Here is an 18,381-nt window from a genome sequence, read left to right as displayed (position 1 = left end):
CACCGGACGCCGGCCCGCTTCCCGGACCGGGCGGGCCCACCGATGCCGTTTGCCCGTTTGCCCCGTATATCCTGCCCGTGATCACGCACCCGACGGCTCGATCCGGGAGGCAGCCGCGATGGCCGAGCGACGCGCCCGTCCGACCTCGAAGAGCCGGGGCAAGTCCGCCTGGCGCCGCGCCCTGACCCCGCCGGCTCCCCCGCCGCCGCAGAAGCAGCAGGCGTCACCCGCCGAGGCGGCGGAGGCGGAGCCGGCGAGCATCGTGCAGGCCGCGCTGTACCGCGACGGTGTCCGGGTCTCCGCGCCCGCGACCCTCGCCGAGACCTTCCGGGAACTGCGCGACGCGCGCTCCGGCATGGCGTGGATCGGTCTTGCCCGTCCGACCGCGGACGAACTCCTCTCCCTCGCCGCCGAGTTCGACCTCCACCCGCTCGCGGTCGAGGACGCGATGGAGGCCCACCAGCGGCCGAAGCTGGAGCGCTACGGCGACACGCTCTTCGTGGTCCTGCGGGCGGCCCGCTATCTGGACGCGCCGGAGGAGGTCGACTTCGGCGAGCTGCACGTCTTCGTCGGCCCCGACTTCGTCATCACGGTCCGCCATGGCGCGGCACCCGATCTGTCGGCGGTGCGGCAGCGCATGGAGGAGACTCCGGAACTGCTGAAGCTGGGCCCGGAGGCGGTGCTGTACGCCATCCTCGACGCGGTCGTCGACGGCTATGTGCCGGTCGTGTCGGGCGTCCAGAACGACATCGACGAGATCGAGACGGAGGTCTTCCGCGGCGACCCGGAGGTGTCCCGCCGCATCTACGAACTCTCCCGCGAGATGGTCGAGTTCCAGCGCGCCACCCGCCCCCTGGTCGGCATGCTGCACGGTCTGATGGCCGGCTTCTCCAAGTACGGCACGGACGAGGAGCTCCAGCGCTACCTCCGGGACGTCGCCGACCACGTCACCCACACCAGCGAACGCGTCGACGGCTTCCGCCAGGCCCTCACCGAGATCCTCACCGTGAACGCCACGCTCGTCACCCAGCAACAGAACGCGGAGATGCGGGCATTGGCGGAGGCCGGCTTCGAGCAGAACGAGGAGATCAAACGCATCTCCTCCTGGGCGGCGATCCTCTTCGCCCCCACCCTCGTCGGCACGATCTACGGCATGAACTTCGAGAACATGCCCGAGCTGAGCTGGCGCTTCGGATACCCCTTCGCCATCGGCCTGATGGGGGTCATCTGCGTCGGCCTGTACGTCATCTTCAAGCGCCGGGACTGGCTCTAGCGGTCCCGGGGCCCCGGGCCGAACCGGCCGTGCCGCGTCAACCGCCTTTCCCAGACGCCCGGTTGACGCGACCGTGTACGGTCGTGCCATGGTGCGCATCCTGGTCATCGGCGGCGGCATCGGCGGTACGGCGACGGCGCTCGCCCTGCACAAGGCGGGGTTCGAGGTCGTCGTGCATGAGGCGCACCCCGACTCGGCCGAGGACCTCGGCGCCTTTCTCACCCTCGCGAGCAACGGCATGCAGGCGCTCGCACAGATCGACGCCACCGACGCGGTCACGGCGATCGGCTTCCCGCTGCGCTCGCTGCGGGTGCTCGACACGACCGGCGCCGAGGTGGCGAGCGGGCCGATGGGCGAGGCCGACGACCCGCGGCTGCGCTTTCGCTGCCTGCGCCGCGGCGACCTCAACTCGGCGCTGCAGAAGGAGGCTTCACGCCGGGGCATCCTCGTACGGCACGGCGCTCGGCTCGCCTCCGTCGAGGACGGCCCGGACTCCGTCACCGCCCGCTTCACCGACGGCACCGGCGCGAGCGGCGATCTCCTCATCGGCGCCGACGGCCTCAACTCCACCGTACGGCGGGCGATCGCACCCGGCGTACGACCGGAGTACGCGGCGCAGCGCGTCTTCTACGGCTACACCCGCGACGCCGAACCGCCCGGCGGCGGCGAGCAGATCACCATGATCCGGGGCAGCCGCGCCGCGTTCGGGTACGCGGTGTCGCCCGACGGGGAGACGTACTGGTTCGCCCGGGTGGCAGGCGCCCCGCTGTCCGACGAGGAGCTCACGCGCGGCACCTGGCGCGATCCGCTGCTGTCGCTGCTGCGCGAGGACGGCGGGCCCGCAGCGGACATCGTCGCGGCCACCGCCGACGACGTACTGGTCACCAACGCCACCGAGATACCCGCCGGCACCCCCTGGCGCGCCGCCCGTACCCTCCTCGTCGGCGACGCGGCCCACGCGGCCTCCCCCGCGACCGGGCAGGGCGCCTCGATGGCGCTGGAGGACGCGGTCGTCCTCGCGAAGTCCCTGCGGGACACGCCGGACACCGAGGCGGGGCTGGCGCTGTACGAGGCGCTGCGGCGGCCGCGGGTGGAGCACAACATCGCGGTCAGCGGGAACATCTCCCGGGGCGGCGGGAGCGGCGGCGTCCCGCGCCCCCGGGAAGAGGACCTCACCCGGCTGCTGGACTGGGACACCGCGGTCGTCGCCTGACCCCGCAAAGTCGCGCAGGGGTTCAGTCCGCGGGTTTCTCCCATACCGAGACATGGCCGCTGCTGTCGCTGGTGAACGGCTCCCGTGTCCATCCCGCCCAGCGCTCGCGCAGCCGCAGTCCGGCGAGTTGTGCCATGAGATCGAGCTCGGCGGGCCAGACGTAGCGGAAGGGGATCTCGTCGTAGGTCCCGCGTCCGTCGACGACGCTCACATGGTGCGAGCTCATCCGCTGCGTCGCCACGTCGTAGGTGTCGAACCCCAGCCGCCGTGAGCCCACATGGAACGGTACGGCGTTCTGTCCGGGCGGCAGCTTCCGCAGCTCGGGGACCATGACCTCGATGACGAAGCAGCCCCCGGGTGCCAGATGCGCGGCGACGTTGCGGAAGCACGCCACCTGCTCCTCCTGCGTCGTCAGGTTCATGATCGTGTTGTAGACGAGGTAGGCCACGGAGAACGAGCCGTCCACCTTCGCCGTCGCGAAGTCGCCGACCGTCACCCCGATCGCCTCGCCGCCGCGCTTGGCGCGCAGCCGGGCGATCATCGCGCGGGACAGCTCGATGCCGTGCACCGGGACGCCGCGGGCCGCCAGCGGGAGGGCGATACGCCCTGTCCCCACGCCGAGTTCGAGGGCGGGGCCGGCGCCCGCGAGTTCGGCCAGGAAGCCGACCGCCGGGTCGATGGCGTCCGGCTGGAACATCTCCGACGACGGGTCGTCGTACCCCGCCGCGACGGGCTCTGCGAAGTATCCGTCCTGATCGCTCACGGGACGGACCGTACTTCGCCGACGGTCCGGGCGCTCGCGATTTTCCTCCCGGAGACGAGCGGCACGGTCGCGGCAGGGCTACGTACTCGCCGGGTCCTCACCGGGTACGCGCCTCTCTGTCCGGGTGCAAGCGCTCCAACCGCTCCGCGGCGAGCGCCTTCGCTTCCCGGAGCGGGTTCCCGCCCTTCAGCATCAGTCGTACGGTGTCCCCGATGCCCTCGACCCGGCGTACGGCGGAGTCGTGGTCGAGGTGCCCGGCCTCGCGGCCCAGGGTGTAGACGACCCCGCCGGCGCTCGCGACGAAGTCCGGCACCCAGACGATGCCGCGGGCGGCGAGCGTGTCGGCGACCGTGTCGTCGGTGAGCTGGTTGTTGGCGGGGCCGACGACGAGACGTACGTCGAGCCGATCGGCCGTCCCCGGGGTGAGGACTCCCCCGACGGCGGCGGGGACCAGGATGTCCGCGGGCGTGGCGAGGGCCTCCTCGGGGGCGACCCGGCCGTACCCCGCCCGGAGCGCCGCCTCGCCCCTGGCCGCGTCCACGTCGGAGACCAGCACCCGGGCACCGTCCGCCGCGAGGCCGGCGGCGACCCGCCTGCCGACGGAGCCGAAGCCGCTCACCACGGCCGTACGGCCCGCGAAGGACGCCGTCCCGAACACGTGCTCGGCGCCCGCCCGCAGGGCGGCGAGCACCCCGAGCGAGGTGGGGACACCGGAGTCGCCGGTGCCGCCGTGCTCCTCGGGCAGGCAGTACACGTACGGCGTGGAGCGGCGCAGTACGGCCATGTCGGCGGGCGAGGTGCCGACATCGGGTCCCCCGCGGTACGTCCCGTCGAAGGACGCGATGAACTCGCCCATGTCGGCCAGCGCGGCCGCACGCAACTCCGGTGCGGGCTCGGTGTGTTCGTCGCCGTCGAGCACGATCACGCTCTTGCCGCCGCCGAACTCCACCCCGGACACCGCGCACTTGTACGTCATCGCCTCGGACAGCCGCAACGCGTCGGCCAGCCCGTCGCGCCAGTCGGCGTAGCGCCGCATCCGGCAGCCGCCGACGGCGGGCCCGAGGGTCCGGGAGTGGACCGCCACGATCAGGGTGAGCCCCGAACGGGGGCCGCGTCGGATCCGCACCTCTTCATGTTCGAGTGTCCGCGTCATGCCCCGGACGTTAGGTTGATGTTCCGGCACCCGGGGAACTCCCCGAACTTCATTCGGAACCGGGCGGGGTGAGGCGATCGTGGACGAACTTGATACGGCGATCCTGCGGCATCTCCAGGAGGATGCGCGGCAATCGAACCGGGCCATCGCGCAGAAGGTGGGCATCGCACCGTCGACCTGTCTGGAACGGATCCGGCTGCTGCGTCGGCGCGGGGTGATCCGCGGCTACCACGCGCAGGTCGCGCTGCCCGCGCTCAACCGGGGTGTGCAGGCGATGGTTTCGGCCCAGGTGCGGCCGCTGAACCGGGAGGTGGTGGCGGCGTTCGAGCGGTCGGTGTCGCAGCTGCCGGAGGTGCTGTCCGTGTACACCATGGCGGGCAGCGACGACTTCCTCGTCCATGTCTCGGCCCCGGACATCGAGCGTCTGCACGCGTTCCTGCTCGAACGCTTCACCGAGGCCCGCGAGATCGTCAGTTTCCGGACCTCGATCATCTTCCAGCACCTGACCAATCCCGTCCTGGAGCCGCTGCCCGTCACGGACTCCTAGGCCGGGAGTTCACAAGTACCGGGACCTGAACAGGCGCCGTGTCAGCGGCGGGCTCGCCGCAGCTCCGGCCGGGGCGGGCGTATGAACTGCAGGGTCAGGGTGGCCGGGGGTTCGGCGAGGCCGGGGCCGCCCGCCGCGACCCAGGTCAGGACGTCGTCCGTGCAGTCGTCGTCGCCGGACCAGCCGACCCAGGTGGCGCGGCCGCCGCGGCGGCGGCCCTCGCCCGAGGGCTGGACGACGAGGACGTTGGCCTGGTCGCAGGGGCCGAGGCAGTCGGTCGTACGGACCGCGAGGCGGCCGCCGGAGTCCGCGGCGGCGGCCCTCAGCCGGTCGAGCTGCCACTCGTGGTCGACGCCGGGATGTTTGCTCGCGTTGCCGCAGCAGCAGCCCCGGCACACGACGAGCGTGCAGGGCCGGGTGGCCGCGGCTCCGAAGACGACCGGACTCAACGCGCCCTCCCCCTCGGCGCCCCTGTGACGCCGTCGGTGATCAAGGTACCTCCGGCCCTCGTCGGCCCGGTGAAGCACCCATGACCAAACCGTTGACGAGGACATGCCCCACTCCTATCTTCTGACCGGAATGACGAACCGAGTTCGAAATTACGGACAGGGACAGTCCCGTACGCCTCGGACTCAGGTCGGCAGTGGCTCCTCGTTCCGGCCACCCGCCCCCTCCCGCACGCCCGCACCTCTGGAGAACCCCCTTGAGACGCAACGCCGTTCGCCTGCTACTGGCTCTGCTGGTGGCCCTCACCGCCTGCCTGGGCACCGCCCCCGCCCAGGCCGCCGTCCCCGACTCCCCCGCCGTGACCTACACCAACCCGATCGCGGCGCAGCGCGCCGACCCGCACATCTTCAAACACACCGACGGCTACTACTACTTCACCGCGACCGTCCCCGAGTACGACCGCATCGTGCTGCGCCGGGCGACCACCATCCAGGGCCTGTCGACGGCCTCCGAGGTCACCATCTGGACCAAGCACAGCAGCGGTGTGATGGGCGCGCACATCTGGGCACCGGAGATCCACTACATCGACGGCAAGTGGTACGTGTACTTCGCCGCCGGGTCCACCAGCGATGTGTGGGCGATCCGGATGTACGTCCTGGAGGGCACCGGCGCCAACCCGCTGACCGCGGCCTGGACCGAGAAGGGCCAGATCAGGACCACCTGGGAGAGCTTCTCGCTGGACGCGACGACCTTCGTCGTGAACGGGGTGCGGTATCTGGCGTGGGCGCAGCGCAATCCGTCGGAGGACAACAACACCAGCCTGTTCATCGCGAAGATGTCCAACCCCTGGACGATCAGCGGGACCCCGGCGGAGCTGTCGCAGCCGACGCTGTCCTGGGAGACGATCGGCTACAAGGTCAACGAGGGGCCGGCGCTGATCCAGCACGGCGGCAAGGTCTTCATGACGTACTCGGCGAGCGCCACCGACGCCAACTACTGCCTGGGGATGCTGACCGCCTCGGCGACCGCGGATCTCACCGACCCCGCCTCCTGGACGAAGCGTTCGACACCGGTCTTCCAGTCGAGCGCGGCGACCTCGCAGTACGGTCCGGGCCACAACTCCTTCACCGTCTCCGAGGACGACAGGTCGGACATCCTCGTCTACCACGACCGCAGCTACAAGGACATCAGCGGCGACCCGCTGAACGACCCCAACCGCCGCACCCGCGTGCAGAAGATCTACTGGAAGGCCGACGGGACCCCGGACTTCGGCATCCCGGTCGCCGACGGGGTCACCCCGCAGCGCTTCTCCTCGTACAACTTCGCGGACCGGTTCATCCGGCACTGGGAGTACCGGGCGAAGATCGAGGCGAACGTCTCACCCCTCGCCGACTCGCAGTTCCGGGTGGTCACGGGGCTCGCCGGCAGCGGCACGGTCTCGCTGGAGTCGGCGAACTTCCCCGGCTACTACCTGCGGCACAAGAACTTCGAGGTATGGGTGGAGAAGAACGACGGGACGTCGGCCTTCGCCTCGGACGCGAGCTTCCGCCAGCGGGCCGGGCTGGCCGACCCGGCCGGGATCTCGTACGAGGCGTACAGCCACGCGGGGCAGTACATCCGGCACTACGACTATCTGCTGAAGGTGCAGGCGTTGAGCACCGCCACGGACCGGGCGGACGCCACCTTCTACGCCCAGTGAGACCCGGCCCGGACGCCGGGAGGGCATGACCACAGGGACTATACATAGCGAGTATAATCGCTGTGTATAGTCCCGGCATGCCTACTCTGACCAGGAAGATGAACAAAACGGGGGCCGGGTTCCGAGCGGCGCTGATGTCGGTGGCGGCGGCGTCCTTGGCGCTGTCGCTGACCGGCTGCGGATCACTCGACACCACCGCGCCCAGCGCGGCCCGGGCCAAGGCCCCGGCCACCGCCCAGGCGCGGTTCGGAACCGTCGACTGCCGTGAGGTGAAGTGCGTCGCGCTCACCTTCGACGCGGGGCCGAGCGAGCACTCCGCCGAACTGCTGGACATCCTGAAGGAGAAGAAGGTCCCCGCGACCTTCTTCCTCCTCGGCAAGCGGCACATCGAGAAGTATCCGGAGCTGGTGAAACGGATGGCCGACGAGGGCCACGAAGTCGCCAGCCACACCTGGTCCCACAAGATCCTGACGCAGCTCGGACCGGACCAGATACGTGAGGAGCTGAAGCGCCCCAATGCCGCGATAGAGCGTCTCACCGGACGGAGACCGACGCTGATGCGCCCGCCGCAGGGCCGCACGAACGACCTCGTCCACGGCATCTGCCGGGAGCTGGGCATGTCGGAGGTGCTGTGGAGCGTGACCGCCAAGGACTACACGACCGACGACTCGGCCCTGATCCGCAAGCGCGTCCTGAACCAGGTCTCCCGGGACGGGGTCATCCTGCTGCACGACATCTACGACGGCACGGTGCCGGCCGTGCCCGGAATCATCGACGCGCTGAAGGCGCGGGGGTATGTGTTCGTGACCGTGCCGCAGCTGCTGGCGCCGGGGAAGGCCGAGCCGGGGGAGGTGTACCGGTGAGCTTCATGGGCAGCTGAGGCATTCCGGCTTCCGGCTCACCAAGTGAGGTTGAGGCGGTGCGGGGAGCGGTGGATCATCGTCGGCCGCATCTCCACCGGCTGGTCGTCCGCCAGTCGCAGCCCCGGCAGCCGTCTCGTCAACTCCTCCAGGGTGATCCGCAGTTGTTCGCGGGCGAGCTGCGACCCGGGGCAGCTGTGCACCCCGAGCCCGAAGGCGACGTGCCGGCCCGGGGTGCGGGTGATGTCGAACTCGTCGGGCCTCGAGTGCCGGTCGGCGTCCCGGTTCGCGCCGCCGAAGGCCACGAACACCGAGGCCCCGGGCGGGAGTTCGGTCCCGGCGACCGTCACGGGGCGGGTGGTGACCCGGCGGAAGCCCTGGAGGGCACTGTCGTAGCGGGCGGCCTCCTCGACCGCCGCCGGGATCCTCTCGGGCTCGGCGCACAGCAGCTCCCACTGATCCGGGTGCCGGAGCAGATGCAGCACGGTCGTGCCGATGAGCGCGGTGGTGGTGAGGTGTCCGGCGATCAGCAGGTTCTGCAGATGGGCGACGAGTTCGTGGCGGTCTTCGAGGGTGAGCTCGCCGGGGCCGGGTTCCGTGAGGGACGCGACGAGCTCGCTGCACAGGTCCTCGCGAGGCTCGGCGTGCCGCTCGCGTACATACCGCTCCAGGGTCCGCTGCATCGCCACGACGTCCTCGGCGGCGGCGACCTGCTCGTCCTCCGCCAGCGGCCGGAACAGCAGTGCCTCGGCGCGGTGCCCGCCGTGCACGATCCCGGGCACGTCCTGCGGTCCGAGGCCGACGATCCGGCCGATGACATCACCCGGGAGCCTTCTGGCGTACGCCGCCATCAGCTCGACCCCGCCGTCCTCGGCGAACCCCTCGACCAGTTCGGCGGCGCGCCGAGCGGCGTACGGCAGGACGGCGGCGACCCGGGCCGGCGACAGCCCCCGTACGAGGGGTGCGCGCAGTTCCTGGTGGCGGGCGCCGTCGGAGGTGACGACGACCGGGCGCCCGCCGAAGCCACCGCCGAGGACGGCGAGCGCGGCGGGCGCGGGCATGACGTCCGGGATCAGCGCGTTGCCCGAGGAGAACTCCTCGGGCCTGCGCAGGACTTCGCGTACGTCGGCGTCCCGGGCGACGAGCCAGGCGTCCAGCTCTTCGAGGTAGGTCAGTCCGTCGGCCTGCCGTGCCCGTTCGTAGTGCGGGTAGGGATCGCGCCGCAACTCGTCGCGTCTTCCCTGCAGTTCACGGTCCACGGGACGCCCTCCGGCCGCCGGTGTGGTGGTGGTGCGGGGTCGCGCCCATGGTGCCGTACGGGGGTGCGGATGCGACAGCCGTCATCAGGTCCCGCTCGTCACCCCATCACGCGTCACCCCGTCACGGCGTCACGGCGTCACGGCGTCACGGCGTCACGGCGTCACGGCGTCACGGCGTCAGAAGACGACCGACCACCCCTCTCGCGCGGCCTGTTCCGCGGTGTAGGAAACTCCGTGAACTTTGAGTGTCCTGGCGTCGAAGAGGGTGATCTCGCCGCCGTGGTTGCCGAGTTGGGCGCCACCGGTGAGCGGGACGGTGAGACAGGCGCCGGCGGCCAGCGGACCGTTCGGTACCGGGGACTTCTGGCCCAGGCGGTCGCCGATGTGCCAGCCGGTGAGGTCGACGGGGTCAGGCGAGGCGTTGAGGAGGGTGACCGTCTCCGCCTCGGGGGCCGGGCCGCGCGGGTTGACGAGCGCGGCGACGATCCGGACCGGCAGGGTGCCCGGCTCGGGACGGTTGCCGTCGACGTCCTCCAGGGCGTGTCCGGTGACGTCGTCGGTGTGCCAGGACTGGCTCTGGAAGGCGAGGAAGATCGCGACCCAGCGGTCCTGGCCGGGGAAGTGGATGAGGATCCCGCCGTCCTGCCAGACGCCGTCGTCCTTGCGGAACTTCCGGCTGTTGCCCTGGTTCATGTGGATGTCGTGGATGCCGTTGCCGGGCAGGAAGCCGAACACCTTGTCCTTGACGCGGGGTTCGGGCCCGAAGCGCTCGCCGAAGACGTACAGCCGGGCATCGGGGTCGGCGACGGCGCGCCGTACGTAGAGGTCGAGCAGGTCGGCCAGGTCGTCGTCGGCGCCGGGGCCGTCCGGGGGCAGCGTGCGCATCTTCGCCGGGTCGAAGAGATTGCCGCGCACGAAGTCGAGGTTGGGGCCGCCGGGTCCGGGCGGCAGGGTGTTCCAGCCGCCGGGAAGTCCCGCGAGCCGGGCGGTCACGGGATGCCGGAAGTCCTCGTCGACGAGGTAGAGCAGCTCGGAGGGGTGCACCTGCGACAGCACGTTGACGGCTGCGCGGTAGTGGACGTTCTGGTCGTCCGTCAGATGGATCTGATAGTGCGGCGTGTCGTCCGCGCCTTCGCGGCGGGTGTCGACCGCCCGTGTGATCAGTACGCCGTAGGCCTTCAGCGGCACGGTTACCAACTCCCCCTGGAGGTGGGCGGATTGCCCTCCCATATGCCGAATCGTAGGGGTTGCGGGCCAGGCGTGTGAGCCGTATACGAATACGCCGCTGAGCTGGCCGGATTCCCTAGGATCGTTGAGTGGTCACCTTTCTGCTCGAACGCACCGCACCGCTCCCCCGCGCCGAGACCTGGCGACGGCTCACGGAGTGGCCCCGCCATGGTGCGGTGGTCCCGCTGACCCGGGTCACGGTGGAGACGCCGGAGCCGACGGGCGAGGGCACGGTGTTCGTGGCCCGCACCGGCCTCGGTCCGCTCGCCTTCGACGACCGTATGGAGGTCACCGCGTGGCGTCCGCCGACGGACGACGACGAGTCCGGGTTCTGCCGGCTGGAGAAGCGCGGCCGCGTGGTGACGGGGTGGGCCGAGATCGAGGTGGGGCCGGGACCGGGCGGGCGGAGCCGGGTGGTGTGGCGCGAGGAGCTGGGGTTCGGGTTTCTGCCCGGGGTACTGGATCCGGTGGTGCGGCGGGTGGCCCGGTATGTGTTCGGACGGGCGGTCAATCGGCTGCTGAGGACGGCATGAGGAAGTGAACACGGGGCGGGGCCTGCCGGGGGCGACGCGCACGGGATGCGGCTCTTCCGGCGGACGGTAGGACCACGGCCCGGGCCCGACCTGAGCCCGGGGACTGGCCCGGCCGGTCGGCTCGGCGGGCGTCGCGCACGCTCTCGCCGGGGTGATGCTGCCGCGGTTCCGAGAAGACGGACGAGACCCCGGACCCGCCCCGCTCAGGCCACCGGCCCGGCCCGCCCCGCCGTCCCCGACGCCGCCCCGTCGTGATGGATCGGCGTCTGCGCCCCCGTGAGCGAGACCCCGCTCCCGCCCCGCCGGTTCGCGATGATCTCCGCGCCTATCGACAGCGCCGTCTCCTCCGGCGTACGCGCCCCCAGGTCGAGTCCGACGGGCGACCGCAGCCTCGTCAGTTCCGGCTCGGTGACGCCGGCTTCGCGCAGCCGCTCGGTGCGGTCGAGGTGGGTCCGGCGGGACCCCAGCGCCCCCACGTACGCCACCGGCGACCGCAGCGCCAGCCGCAGGAGCGGTACGTCGAACTTGGCGTCGTGGGTCAGGACGCACAACACCGTCCGCCGGTCCAGCTCCGTACGCTCCAGGTACGTGTGCGGCCACGCGACGACGATCTCGTCCGCCTCCGGGAAGCGGGCCCGCGTGGCGAAGACGGGCCGGGCGTCGCACACGGTGACCCGGTAGCCCAGGAACTTCCCCACCTTCACCAGCGCCGAGGCGAAGTCGGTCGCACCGAAGACGATCATTCGCGGGGACGGTAGCGAGGATTCCACCAGGAGCGTCAGCGGCGCTCCGCAGGGGGAGCCGTGCTCGCCGATCCGCAGGGTGCCCGTGCGGCCGGAGTCCAGGCAGGCCCTCGCCTCGGCGGCGACCGTACGGTCCAGTTCGGGCCGGCCGCCGTAGCCGCCGTCGTACGTGCCGTCCGGGTGGACCAGCAGCGCGCGGCCCAGCAGGTCCGGCGGGCCCGACACCACGCGGGCCACGGCGGCCGGCCGGCCCGAGGCCGCCGCCGCCACTGCAGCCGTCAGCACCGGACGGACGGCGTCCCCCGTCCGTACCGGCATGACCAGGACGTCGATGATGCCGCCGCAGGTCAGACCGGCCGCGAAGGCGTCGTCGTCGCTGAAGCCGAAGCGCTCCAGGACGGTCTCGCCGTCCTGGAGCGCCTGTCGGCACAGCTCGTACACCGCGCCCTCCACACAGCCGCCGGAGACCGAGCCGATCGCCGTGCCGTCGGTGTCGACCGCGAGGGCGGCGCCCGGGCCGCGGGGTGCGCTGCCGGTGACGGTCACCACGGTGGCCACGGCGAAGTCGCGTCCCTGCTCGACCCACCGGTGCAGTTCGTCGGCGATGTCCAGCATGTCTCGGTCTCCTCAGCGGCAGCGGTCCCGTAGGACGGGCCGCTAGTGCACGCCCATCCAGCTCTCAATGGGATTGAGGGCGAAATAGACGAAGAAGATCACTGTGAGGGCCCACATGAAGGCACCGATTTCGCGAGCCTTGCCCTGGGCGGCCTTGATCGCGACGTAGGAGATGACACCGGCGGCCACGCCCGCGGTGATCGAGTACGTGAACGGCATGATGACGACGGTCAGGAAGACCGGGATCGCCGTCGCGCGGTCCGCCCAGTCCACGTGCCGTGCGTTCATCATCATCATCGCGCCGATGACCACCAGGGCCGCCGCCGCGACCTCGCCCGGCACGATCGCCGTCAGCGGGGTGAAGAACAGGCAGGCCGCGAAGAACAGGCCGGTGACCACGGAGGACAGCCCGGTACGGGCACCCTCGCCGACACCCGTCGCCGACTCCACGAACACCGTCTGGCCGGAGGCGCCCGCGACGCCGCCGATCGCACCGCCCGCGCCGTCGATGAACAGCGCCTTGGACAGACCCGGCATCCGGCCCTGCTCGTCGGCCAGCTCGGCCTCGGTGCCGACGCCGATGATCGTCGCCATCGCGTCGAAGAAGCCGGCCAGCACCAGGGTGAAGACGATCATGCCGACCGTCATTGCGCCGACCTCGCCCCAGCCGCCGAACTCGACGTGGCCGAAGATCGAGAAGTCCGGCATCGAGACCGCGCTGCCGTGCAGCTCCGGGGCACCGCCTGCCCATTGCCCGGGGTCGATGACGTCCAGGGCGTTGAGGAGGACAGCCAGGACCGTGCCGCCGACGATGCCGATCAGGATCGCGCCGGGGACACCGCGCGCCTGGAGCATGAAGATCGCCAGCAGGGTGACCGCGAAGAGCAGGACCGGCCAGCCCGCGAGCTCGCCGTTCGGGCCGAGCGACACCGGGGTCGCCTCGCCCTGGTGCACGAAGCCGGCCTTGTAGAAGCCGATCAGGGCGACGAAGAGGCCGATGCCCATGGTGATCGCGTGCTTGAGGGCCAGCGGGATGGCGTTCATGATCATCTCGCGCAGGCCGGTGACGACCAGCAGCATGATGATCACGCCGTACATCACGCACATGCCCATGGCCTGCGGCCAGGTCATCGCCGGGGCGACCTGGGAGGCCAGGACGCCGGAGACGGAGAGACCGGCGGCGAGGGCGAGGGGGACCTTGCCGAAGAAGCCCATCAGCAGCGTGGTGAAGGCCGCCGCGAACGCGGTCGCGGTGATGAGGGCCTTCTGGCCGAGCGTGTCCCCCGCCACGTCCTTGCCGGACAGGATCAGGGGGTTGAGCAGGAGGATGTACGCCATCGCCATGAACGTGGTCGTACCGCCGCGCACCTCACGCGCGACCGTCGATCCCCGCTTGGTGATGTGGAAGTACCGGTCGAGCCAGGACCGTCCGGCCGGGACGCGGGTGCCTTCGCCCGCGTCTTCGGCAACGGTCTTCGGCTCAAGTGACTGCTGGGTCATGTGGGCCTACTCCCAAGGTTCAAAGGGGCACCCGTGACGGCCGCCGGAGCGGCTACGGGATTTGGGAAGGTGCTTCGGCCGCACGACCCGGGGGACGGCCCGAGACGAACGAACAATGCGGTGCTGGGACTTGGTGCTGGGACCTGCTGCGAGTTCCGCGAGCGGTGCGGTACCCGGTGCTCCGGGCGGCGCGGTGAAGTGTGACGTTCCCGCGCGCCGCCCGGAGAGCTCTTTTTTCGCTACGCCGGGTCCGCGAGGTGGTCCATGACCGGCTCTCTTCCTCGTCTCGTGGTCGTTCGGATCGAGCCAGATCGTGTGCTGCGAGCCCGGCTTGTTCACGTGCTGTTCACGCGGAGTGGGCCCAGTACACAGCGCCGTGCGCGGGCGCGGTCAGTCACGGAAACTCCGAAGGAGTTGGCTGGTCGGCGCGGTCATCTTGTAGATTCATATGAACGGAGGTCCTCAATAACCTCCATGTTTTCCTGGGGAAACGCGCGACACAGTGGGCGTGACCTGGGACACAGCCCGGAAGCCCGGGAGACGTGGCCTCTCAGCCCACCTGACGAGCCCCAGTCACCACGAGACCCTCCATGTTCATCGTAGATTTCGAGACAAAGATCGGCGGCGACGAGAATGCGGCTGCGCGCACTGCTGGACACCGACGCGCTGGGCCTGCGGCTGCTCGGCGGCGAGGACGAGCTGGATCGCACCGTGCGGGGTGTGATGACCACGGACCTGCGTGACCCGAGCCGTTACCTCTCGGGCGGGGAACTGGTCCTCACCGGCCTGGCCTGGCGCCGCGACGCCGGTGACTCCGAACCGTTCGTACGCATCCTGGCGCAGGCCGGGGTGGCCGCGCTGGCCGCAGGCGAGGCCGAGCTGGGGGACATCCCGGACGACCTGGTGCTGGCCTGCGCCCGCAACCGGCTGCCGCTGTTCGCGGTCCACGAGTCGGTGGCCTTCGCGACGATCACCGAGCACGTCGTACGCCAGGTCTCCGGCGAGCGGGCCGGCGACCTCGCGGCCGTGGTCGACCGGCACCGCCGGATGATGACCTCGGGCCCGGCGGGCGGCGGCCCGGACGTGGTCCTGGATCTGCTCGGCTCGGACCTGGACCTGCGGGCCTGGGTGCTGTCGCCGACGGGCCGGCTGATCGCGGGCTCGAAGACGACCGGCCCGGCGCTGCCCGCCGACGTGTGCGCGAAGCTCGCCGCGGAGCATCTGGCCGCCGCCCGTACGGGCCGTCGTGGCCCGCACCGGCTCACGCTCGGCTCCACGACGTACTCACTCTTCCCGGTCCGCAGCAGCGGGCGCTCCTCGCAGGGGTCCCGGGACGTGCGCGAGACGGTGCTGTCGGACTGGCTGCTGGCGGTGGAGGCGGACGCCGGGGACTGGCCGGAGGAGCGGCTGGACCTGCTGCAGGGCGTGACACAGCTGATCTCGGTCGAGCGTGACCGCCGGGACGCGGCCCGCACGGTCCGGCGCCGACTGGCCCAGGAGGTCCTTGAGCTGGTCCAGACGGGCGCCGCACCCGCCGAGATCGCCGCGCGCCTCAGGGTGGCCGCCCCCGTGCTGCTGCCCGGGCTCGGGGCGGCCCCGCACTGGCAGGTCGTCGTGGCCCGTGTCGAGTGGGACGGCGCGGACGTCGAGGACGGCGCGGTCGCCCAGTCCCTCCTGGAGGAGATCCTCGTCGACCCGCTCGCCACCGGCCCCGAGCCCTCCGACCGCATCGCCGTCGCCCACACCGGCGACGAGGCCGTCGCCCTCGTGCCGCTCCCGGCCGTCTCGGCCGAGCACGACGGCTCCGAGGCGGGGATCCTCGCCGATGTGCTCCTGGAGTCCGTACGGGACCCTCTCGCCGCCGGTCTGGACGACGACGGCCGGGTCACGCTCGGCGTCAGCGCGGCCGTCCACTCCGCGGAGGGGCTGCGCGGCGCGCTGGAGGAGGCACGGCACGCACGGCGGGTGGCGGCGGCGCGGCCCGGCCGGGTGTGCGCCGCCGGGCACCAGGAACTGGCCTCGCACGTGCTGCTGCTGCCGTTCGTCCCGGACGACGTCCGCAGAGCGTTCACGGCCCGCCTCCTGGACCCGCTGCGCGACTACGACCGCCGGCACCGCGCGGAGCTGATCCCGACTCTGGAGGCGTTCCTCGACTGCGACGGTTCGTGGACCCGGTGCGCGACCCGTCTCCACCTGCATGTCAACACACTGCGCTACCGGGTGGGCCGGATCGAGCAGTTGACGAGTCGTGATCTCTCACGCCTCGAGGACAAGCTGGATTTCTTCCTGGCGTTGAGGATGAGCTGAAACCAGGCAGGGCCAGGGATCCCACGACTTTGTGAAATCCTTCACCCACCCCCTTGGCCGGGCGCGTCCATTCGTGCTGAGATGCGGCCACCACTCAACAGCTCAATGGTGTGCCGGGGAGGGCGAGGTGGCGTATACCGCCATGTCTGGTAACGGAACGACCCCTGACGATCCACTCCAGACCGCGGTATGGCGGCTGCGCTCGCGCGCCTGCTGGGCCGACGCGGCGGCGCTGCTCCAGCCGGACTCCGCGGGGTCGGCCCTGCAGCGGGCGGCGCTGCTGGTGGAGCGGTGTCTCTACACCGAGCAGGGCTGGCAGGACGCCGAGGACGCGCTGCGGGTCGCCGAGGCGCAGGCCGGGAGCGACGACGAACGGGGCGCGGCCGCTTGTGAACGCGGGCAACTTGCGTACGCCGCCACGCTGCACGGGGTGCGCGACCGGGCCGACGAGGCGCGCGCCGCGCTCGGCCGGGCGGCGGCGCTGATCGCTCCGGGTGCGCCGGGGCGGGCACTGCTGGACTTCCGGCGGGGGCTGCTCGCGGAGAACCTCACGCGATCGCCCCAGGCGGCCCGAGCGGCGTACCGGCGGGCGCACGCCGGGGCGGTGGCCCACGCCGATCCGCTGCTGCTCTCCTTCACCTGGCGCCATCTCGCCGGACTCGCCCTGCGGGACGGGGAGTTGGCCGAGGCGCGGCACGGCTTCGCCGAATCGCTGCGGATCCGGGAGGAGTTGGGCTACCTCGTGGGGACCGCGCCCGCGCTGGCCTCGCTGGCCGACGCCGAGGTCGAGCCGGAGGCCTCGCGGTTGCGGGAGGAGGCGCGGCGGCTGTACCGGCTGCTGGGCGGCGTACCGACCTGGCTGGCACGGCAGTTGGCACCGCCGGCAGCGACTGCGTGAACGCTCCGCGAGGGGTGCCGGGGCGGGGCGGGGGTCGTCTGCGGCAAGGACGGCTCAGCTGCTCTGGATCCTGTCCACCAGCTGCTGGATCTCGTTGAGGACCGTGTCACGGAGTTCGGGGTCACGCGCGAAGACGACGACCACGACGATCACCACGACGAGTGAGAACAGGCCCCCGCCGCGGCCGCCCCGGTGCGGCATCGGAACGTGCGCCGGGCGGTGGTAGCCGCCGTGCACATGCTGCTGGTGCGCCCGCTGGTGGGCCTGGACGGCCTGCTGGTGGGCCTGCTGGGCTTGCTGGCTGGCCTGCTGCGCCTGCTGCTGGGCCATGAAGGACGGGTCCATCGCCGATCACCTCCGGTAGCGGCACGGGCGTGCCGTGTGCGGGGTGTCACGCGGGTCCGGGCGGCCGGGTTCCCGGTGTCGCGCACCGTTGCGCGGAGCCGACGATTCTGTGACCGCCGTCACAAGCTCAGGACGTGCCGGCGAAGTGCTCCCCCACCAGTGCCCGCACCACATCGAGCTCCCCGGCGATCAACGCGTCCAGCAGAGCGGTGTGTTCGGCCGCGTCGGCGACCAGTTCCGCACGGCCCCGGGAGGAGGAGGCGCCGACCAGGGGCCACTGGGCGCGCCGGTGGAGGTCCTCGGCGATCTGCACGAGCTGCTGGTTGCCGGAGAGGGCCAGAACCGCGCGGTGGAAGGCGCGGTCCGACTCGGCGTACGTGGCCCGGCAGCCGGTGGACGCGGCACGTACCGTCGCCTCGGCGAGCGGCCGCAGTTCGGCCCACCGCTCGGCCGGGACGGTCCGGGCCAGCCGCAGCACGACGGGCACCTCGATGAGCGCCCGCACCTCGGCCAGTTCGCCCAGCTCCCGGGCCCCCCGCTCCACGACCCGGAACCCGCGATTGGGCACGACCTCGACCGCGCCCTCCAGCGCGAGCTGCTGCATGGCCTCCCGCACCGGGGTGGCGGAGACCCCGAAACGGTCGCCGAGGGCGGGCGCCGAGTACACCTCGCCCGGCGTGAGCTCACCCGACACCAGCGCGGTCCGCAGGGCGTCGAGTATCTGTCCCCGCACGGAGGCCCGCTGCACGACGGCCCGAGCGGGCCGCGGCGGTAGCGGCGCGGGCGCCGGAACAGGCTGCTCGGCAGGCGGCCGCTCGGCCCGGACCTGCGGGGTCGCGGTGTCATCGGCGCGATTGCGCTCGGCACGCGGCTCGGGCACGACGGCGTCGGCGGGACTCGGCGGTAGCGGCGCGGGCGCCGGAACAGGCTGCTCGGCAGGCGGCCGCTCGGCCCGGACCTGCGGGGCCGCGGCGTCATCGGCGCGATTGCGCTCGGCAC

Annotated in this window: 17 protein-coding genes; 8 read left to right on the top strand and 9 right to left on the bottom strand. The window is 71.7% G+C overall.

What is annotated here, in order from left to right:
* Positions 1 to 118: 118 nt before the first annotated feature.
* Together PH203_RS07785 and PH203_RS07780 are read left to right on the top strand one after the other, a co-directional pair.
* On the top strand, positions 119 to 1,273 hold the full coding sequence (locus PH203_RS07785; RefSeq protein WP_289917843.1) for a magnesium and cobalt transport protein CorA: 1,155 nt from the start codon (positions 119 to 121) through the stop codon (positions 1,271 to 1,273).
* Between the two features lie 88 nt (positions 1,274 to 1,361).
* Positions 1,362 to 2,486: an FAD-dependent monooxygenase gene (locus PH203_RS07780; protein WP_289917842.1), complete on the top strand. Its 1,125-nt coding sequence runs from the start codon at positions 1,362 to 1,364 to the stop codon at positions 2,484 to 2,486.
* Between the two features lie 22 nt (positions 2,487 to 2,508).
* On the opposite strand, the gene PH203_RS07775 is transcribed toward PH203_RS07780, so the two are convergent.
* Together PH203_RS07775 and PH203_RS07770 are read right to left on the bottom strand one after the other, a co-directional pair.
* Complete coding sequence (locus PH203_RS07775) at positions 2,509 to 3,249, bottom strand: class I SAM-dependent methyltransferase (RefSeq protein ID WP_289917840.1); 741 nt, start codon at positions 3,247 to 3,249, stop codon at positions 2,509 to 2,511.
* A 97-nt stretch (positions 3,250 to 3,346) separates the two neighbouring features.
* The gene (locus tag PH203_RS07770) at positions 3,347 to 4,402 is read right to left on the bottom strand and encodes a Glu/Leu/Phe/Val dehydrogenase dimerization domain-containing protein (RefSeq protein WP_289917837.1); all 1,056 of its coding nucleotides are present in this window, start codon (positions 4,400 to 4,402) and stop codon (positions 3,347 to 3,349) included.
* 79 nt (positions 4,403 to 4,481) lie between these two features.
* On the opposite strand from PH203_RS07770, the gene PH203_RS07765 reads away from it, so the two are divergent.
* Positions 4,482 to 4,949: an Lrp/AsnC family transcriptional regulator gene (locus PH203_RS07765; RefSeq protein ID WP_289917834.1), complete on the top strand. Its 468-nt coding sequence runs from the start codon at positions 4,482 to 4,484 to the stop codon at positions 4,947 to 4,949.
* A 41-nt stretch (positions 4,950 to 4,990) separates the two neighbouring features.
* Here PH203_RS07765 and PH203_RS07760 read toward each other — a convergent pair whose 3' ends face one another.
* A complete protein-coding gene (locus PH203_RS07760; protein ID WP_289917833.1) occupies positions 4,991 to 5,398 on the bottom strand; it encodes a (2Fe-2S) ferredoxin domain-containing protein in 408 nt (135 codons plus the stop codon).
* Between the two features lie 254 nt (positions 5,399 to 5,652).
* Here PH203_RS07760 and PH203_RS07755 point away from each other — a divergent pair, with 254 nt between their 5' ends.
* Positions 5,653 to 7,095, top strand: a complete 1,443-nt coding sequence (locus tag PH203_RS07755; RefSeq protein WP_289917831.1) for a family 43 glycosylhydrolase — start codon at positions 5,653 to 5,655, stop codon at positions 7,093 to 7,095.
* A 77-nt stretch (positions 7,096 to 7,172) separates the two neighbouring features.
* A complete protein-coding gene (locus PH203_RS07750; RefSeq protein WP_289917829.1) occupies positions 7,173 to 7,958 on the top strand; it encodes a polysaccharide deacetylase family protein in 786 nt (261 codons plus the stop codon).
* A gap of 35 nt (positions 7,959 to 7,993) precedes the next feature.
* On the opposite strand, the gene PH203_RS07745 is transcribed toward PH203_RS07750, so the two are convergent.
* Positions 7,994 to 9,214, bottom strand: coding sequence for a cytochrome P450 (locus PH203_RS07745; protein ID WP_289917827.1), 1,221 nt, complete (start codon positions 9,212 to 9,214; stop codon positions 7,994 to 7,996).
* A gap of 177 nt (positions 9,215 to 9,391) precedes the next feature.
* Complete coding sequence (locus PH203_RS07740; RefSeq protein ID WP_289918278.1) at positions 9,392 to 10,402, bottom strand: DUF2278 family protein; 1,011 nt, start codon at positions 10,400 to 10,402, stop codon at positions 9,392 to 9,394.
* Between the two features lie 128 nt (positions 10,403 to 10,530).
* On the opposite strand from PH203_RS07740, the gene PH203_RS07735 reads away from it, so the two are divergent.
* Positions 10,531 to 10,974 carry an SRPBCC family protein gene (locus tag PH203_RS07735; protein ID WP_289917825.1) on the top strand — a complete coding sequence of 148 codons (444 nt, stop codon included), beginning with the start codon at positions 10,531 to 10,533 and terminating at the stop codon, positions 10,972 to 10,974.
* A gap of 203 nt (positions 10,975 to 11,177) precedes the next feature.
* Here the strand turns inward: PH203_RS07735 and PH203_RS07730 are convergent, their stop codons facing one another.
* A complete protein-coding gene (locus PH203_RS07730) occupies positions 11,178 to 12,332 on the bottom strand; it encodes an XdhC/CoxI family protein (protein ID WP_289917821.1) in 1,155 nt (384 codons plus the stop codon).
* A 42-nt stretch (positions 12,333 to 12,374) separates the two neighbouring features.
* Positions 12,375 to 13,832: an NCS2 family permease gene (locus PH203_RS07725; RefSeq protein WP_289917820.1), complete on the bottom strand. Its 1,458-nt coding sequence runs from the start codon at positions 13,830 to 13,832 to the stop codon at positions 12,375 to 12,377.
* 633 nt (positions 13,833 to 14,465) lie between these two features.
* Between PH203_RS07725 and PH203_RS07720 the strand changes: the two genes are divergently transcribed.
* The gene (locus tag PH203_RS07720; protein WP_289917818.1) at positions 14,466 to 16,139 is read left to right on the top strand and encodes a PucR family transcriptional regulator; all 1,674 of its coding nucleotides are present in this window, start codon (positions 14,466 to 14,468) and stop codon (positions 16,137 to 16,139) included.
* A 127-nt stretch (positions 16,140 to 16,266) separates the two neighbouring features.
* The gene (locus PH203_RS07715) at positions 16,267 to 17,037 is read left to right on the top strand and encodes a hypothetical protein (RefSeq protein WP_289917816.1); all 771 of its coding nucleotides are present in this window, start codon (positions 16,267 to 16,269) and stop codon (positions 17,035 to 17,037) included.
* A gap of 54 nt (positions 17,038 to 17,091) precedes the next feature.
* Here the strand turns inward: PH203_RS07715 and PH203_RS07710 are convergent, their stop codons facing one another.
* Together PH203_RS07710 and PH203_RS07705 are read right to left on the bottom strand one after the other, a co-directional pair.
* On the bottom strand, positions 17,092 to 17,382 hold the full coding sequence (locus tag PH203_RS07710) for a hypothetical protein (protein WP_289917814.1): 291 nt from the start codon (positions 17,380 to 17,382) through the stop codon (positions 17,092 to 17,094).
* Positions 17,383 to 17,509: 127 nt separating this feature from the next.
* Positions 17,510 to 18,262 carry a GntR family transcriptional regulator gene (locus PH203_RS07705; protein WP_289918277.1) on the bottom strand — a complete coding sequence of 251 codons (753 nt, stop codon included), beginning with the start codon at positions 18,260 to 18,262 and terminating at the stop codon, positions 17,510 to 17,512.
* Positions 18,263 to 18,381: the final 119 nt, after the last annotated feature.

The sequence above is a fragment of the Streptomyces sp. S.PB5 genome, assembly GCF_030403745.1.
Classification (GTDB): domain Bacteria; phylum Actinomycetota; class Actinomycetes; order Streptomycetales; family Streptomycetaceae; genus Streptomyces.
Note: the sequence above shows the minus strand (reverse complement) of the source record. Positions and strands in the feature narration are given on the sequence as shown.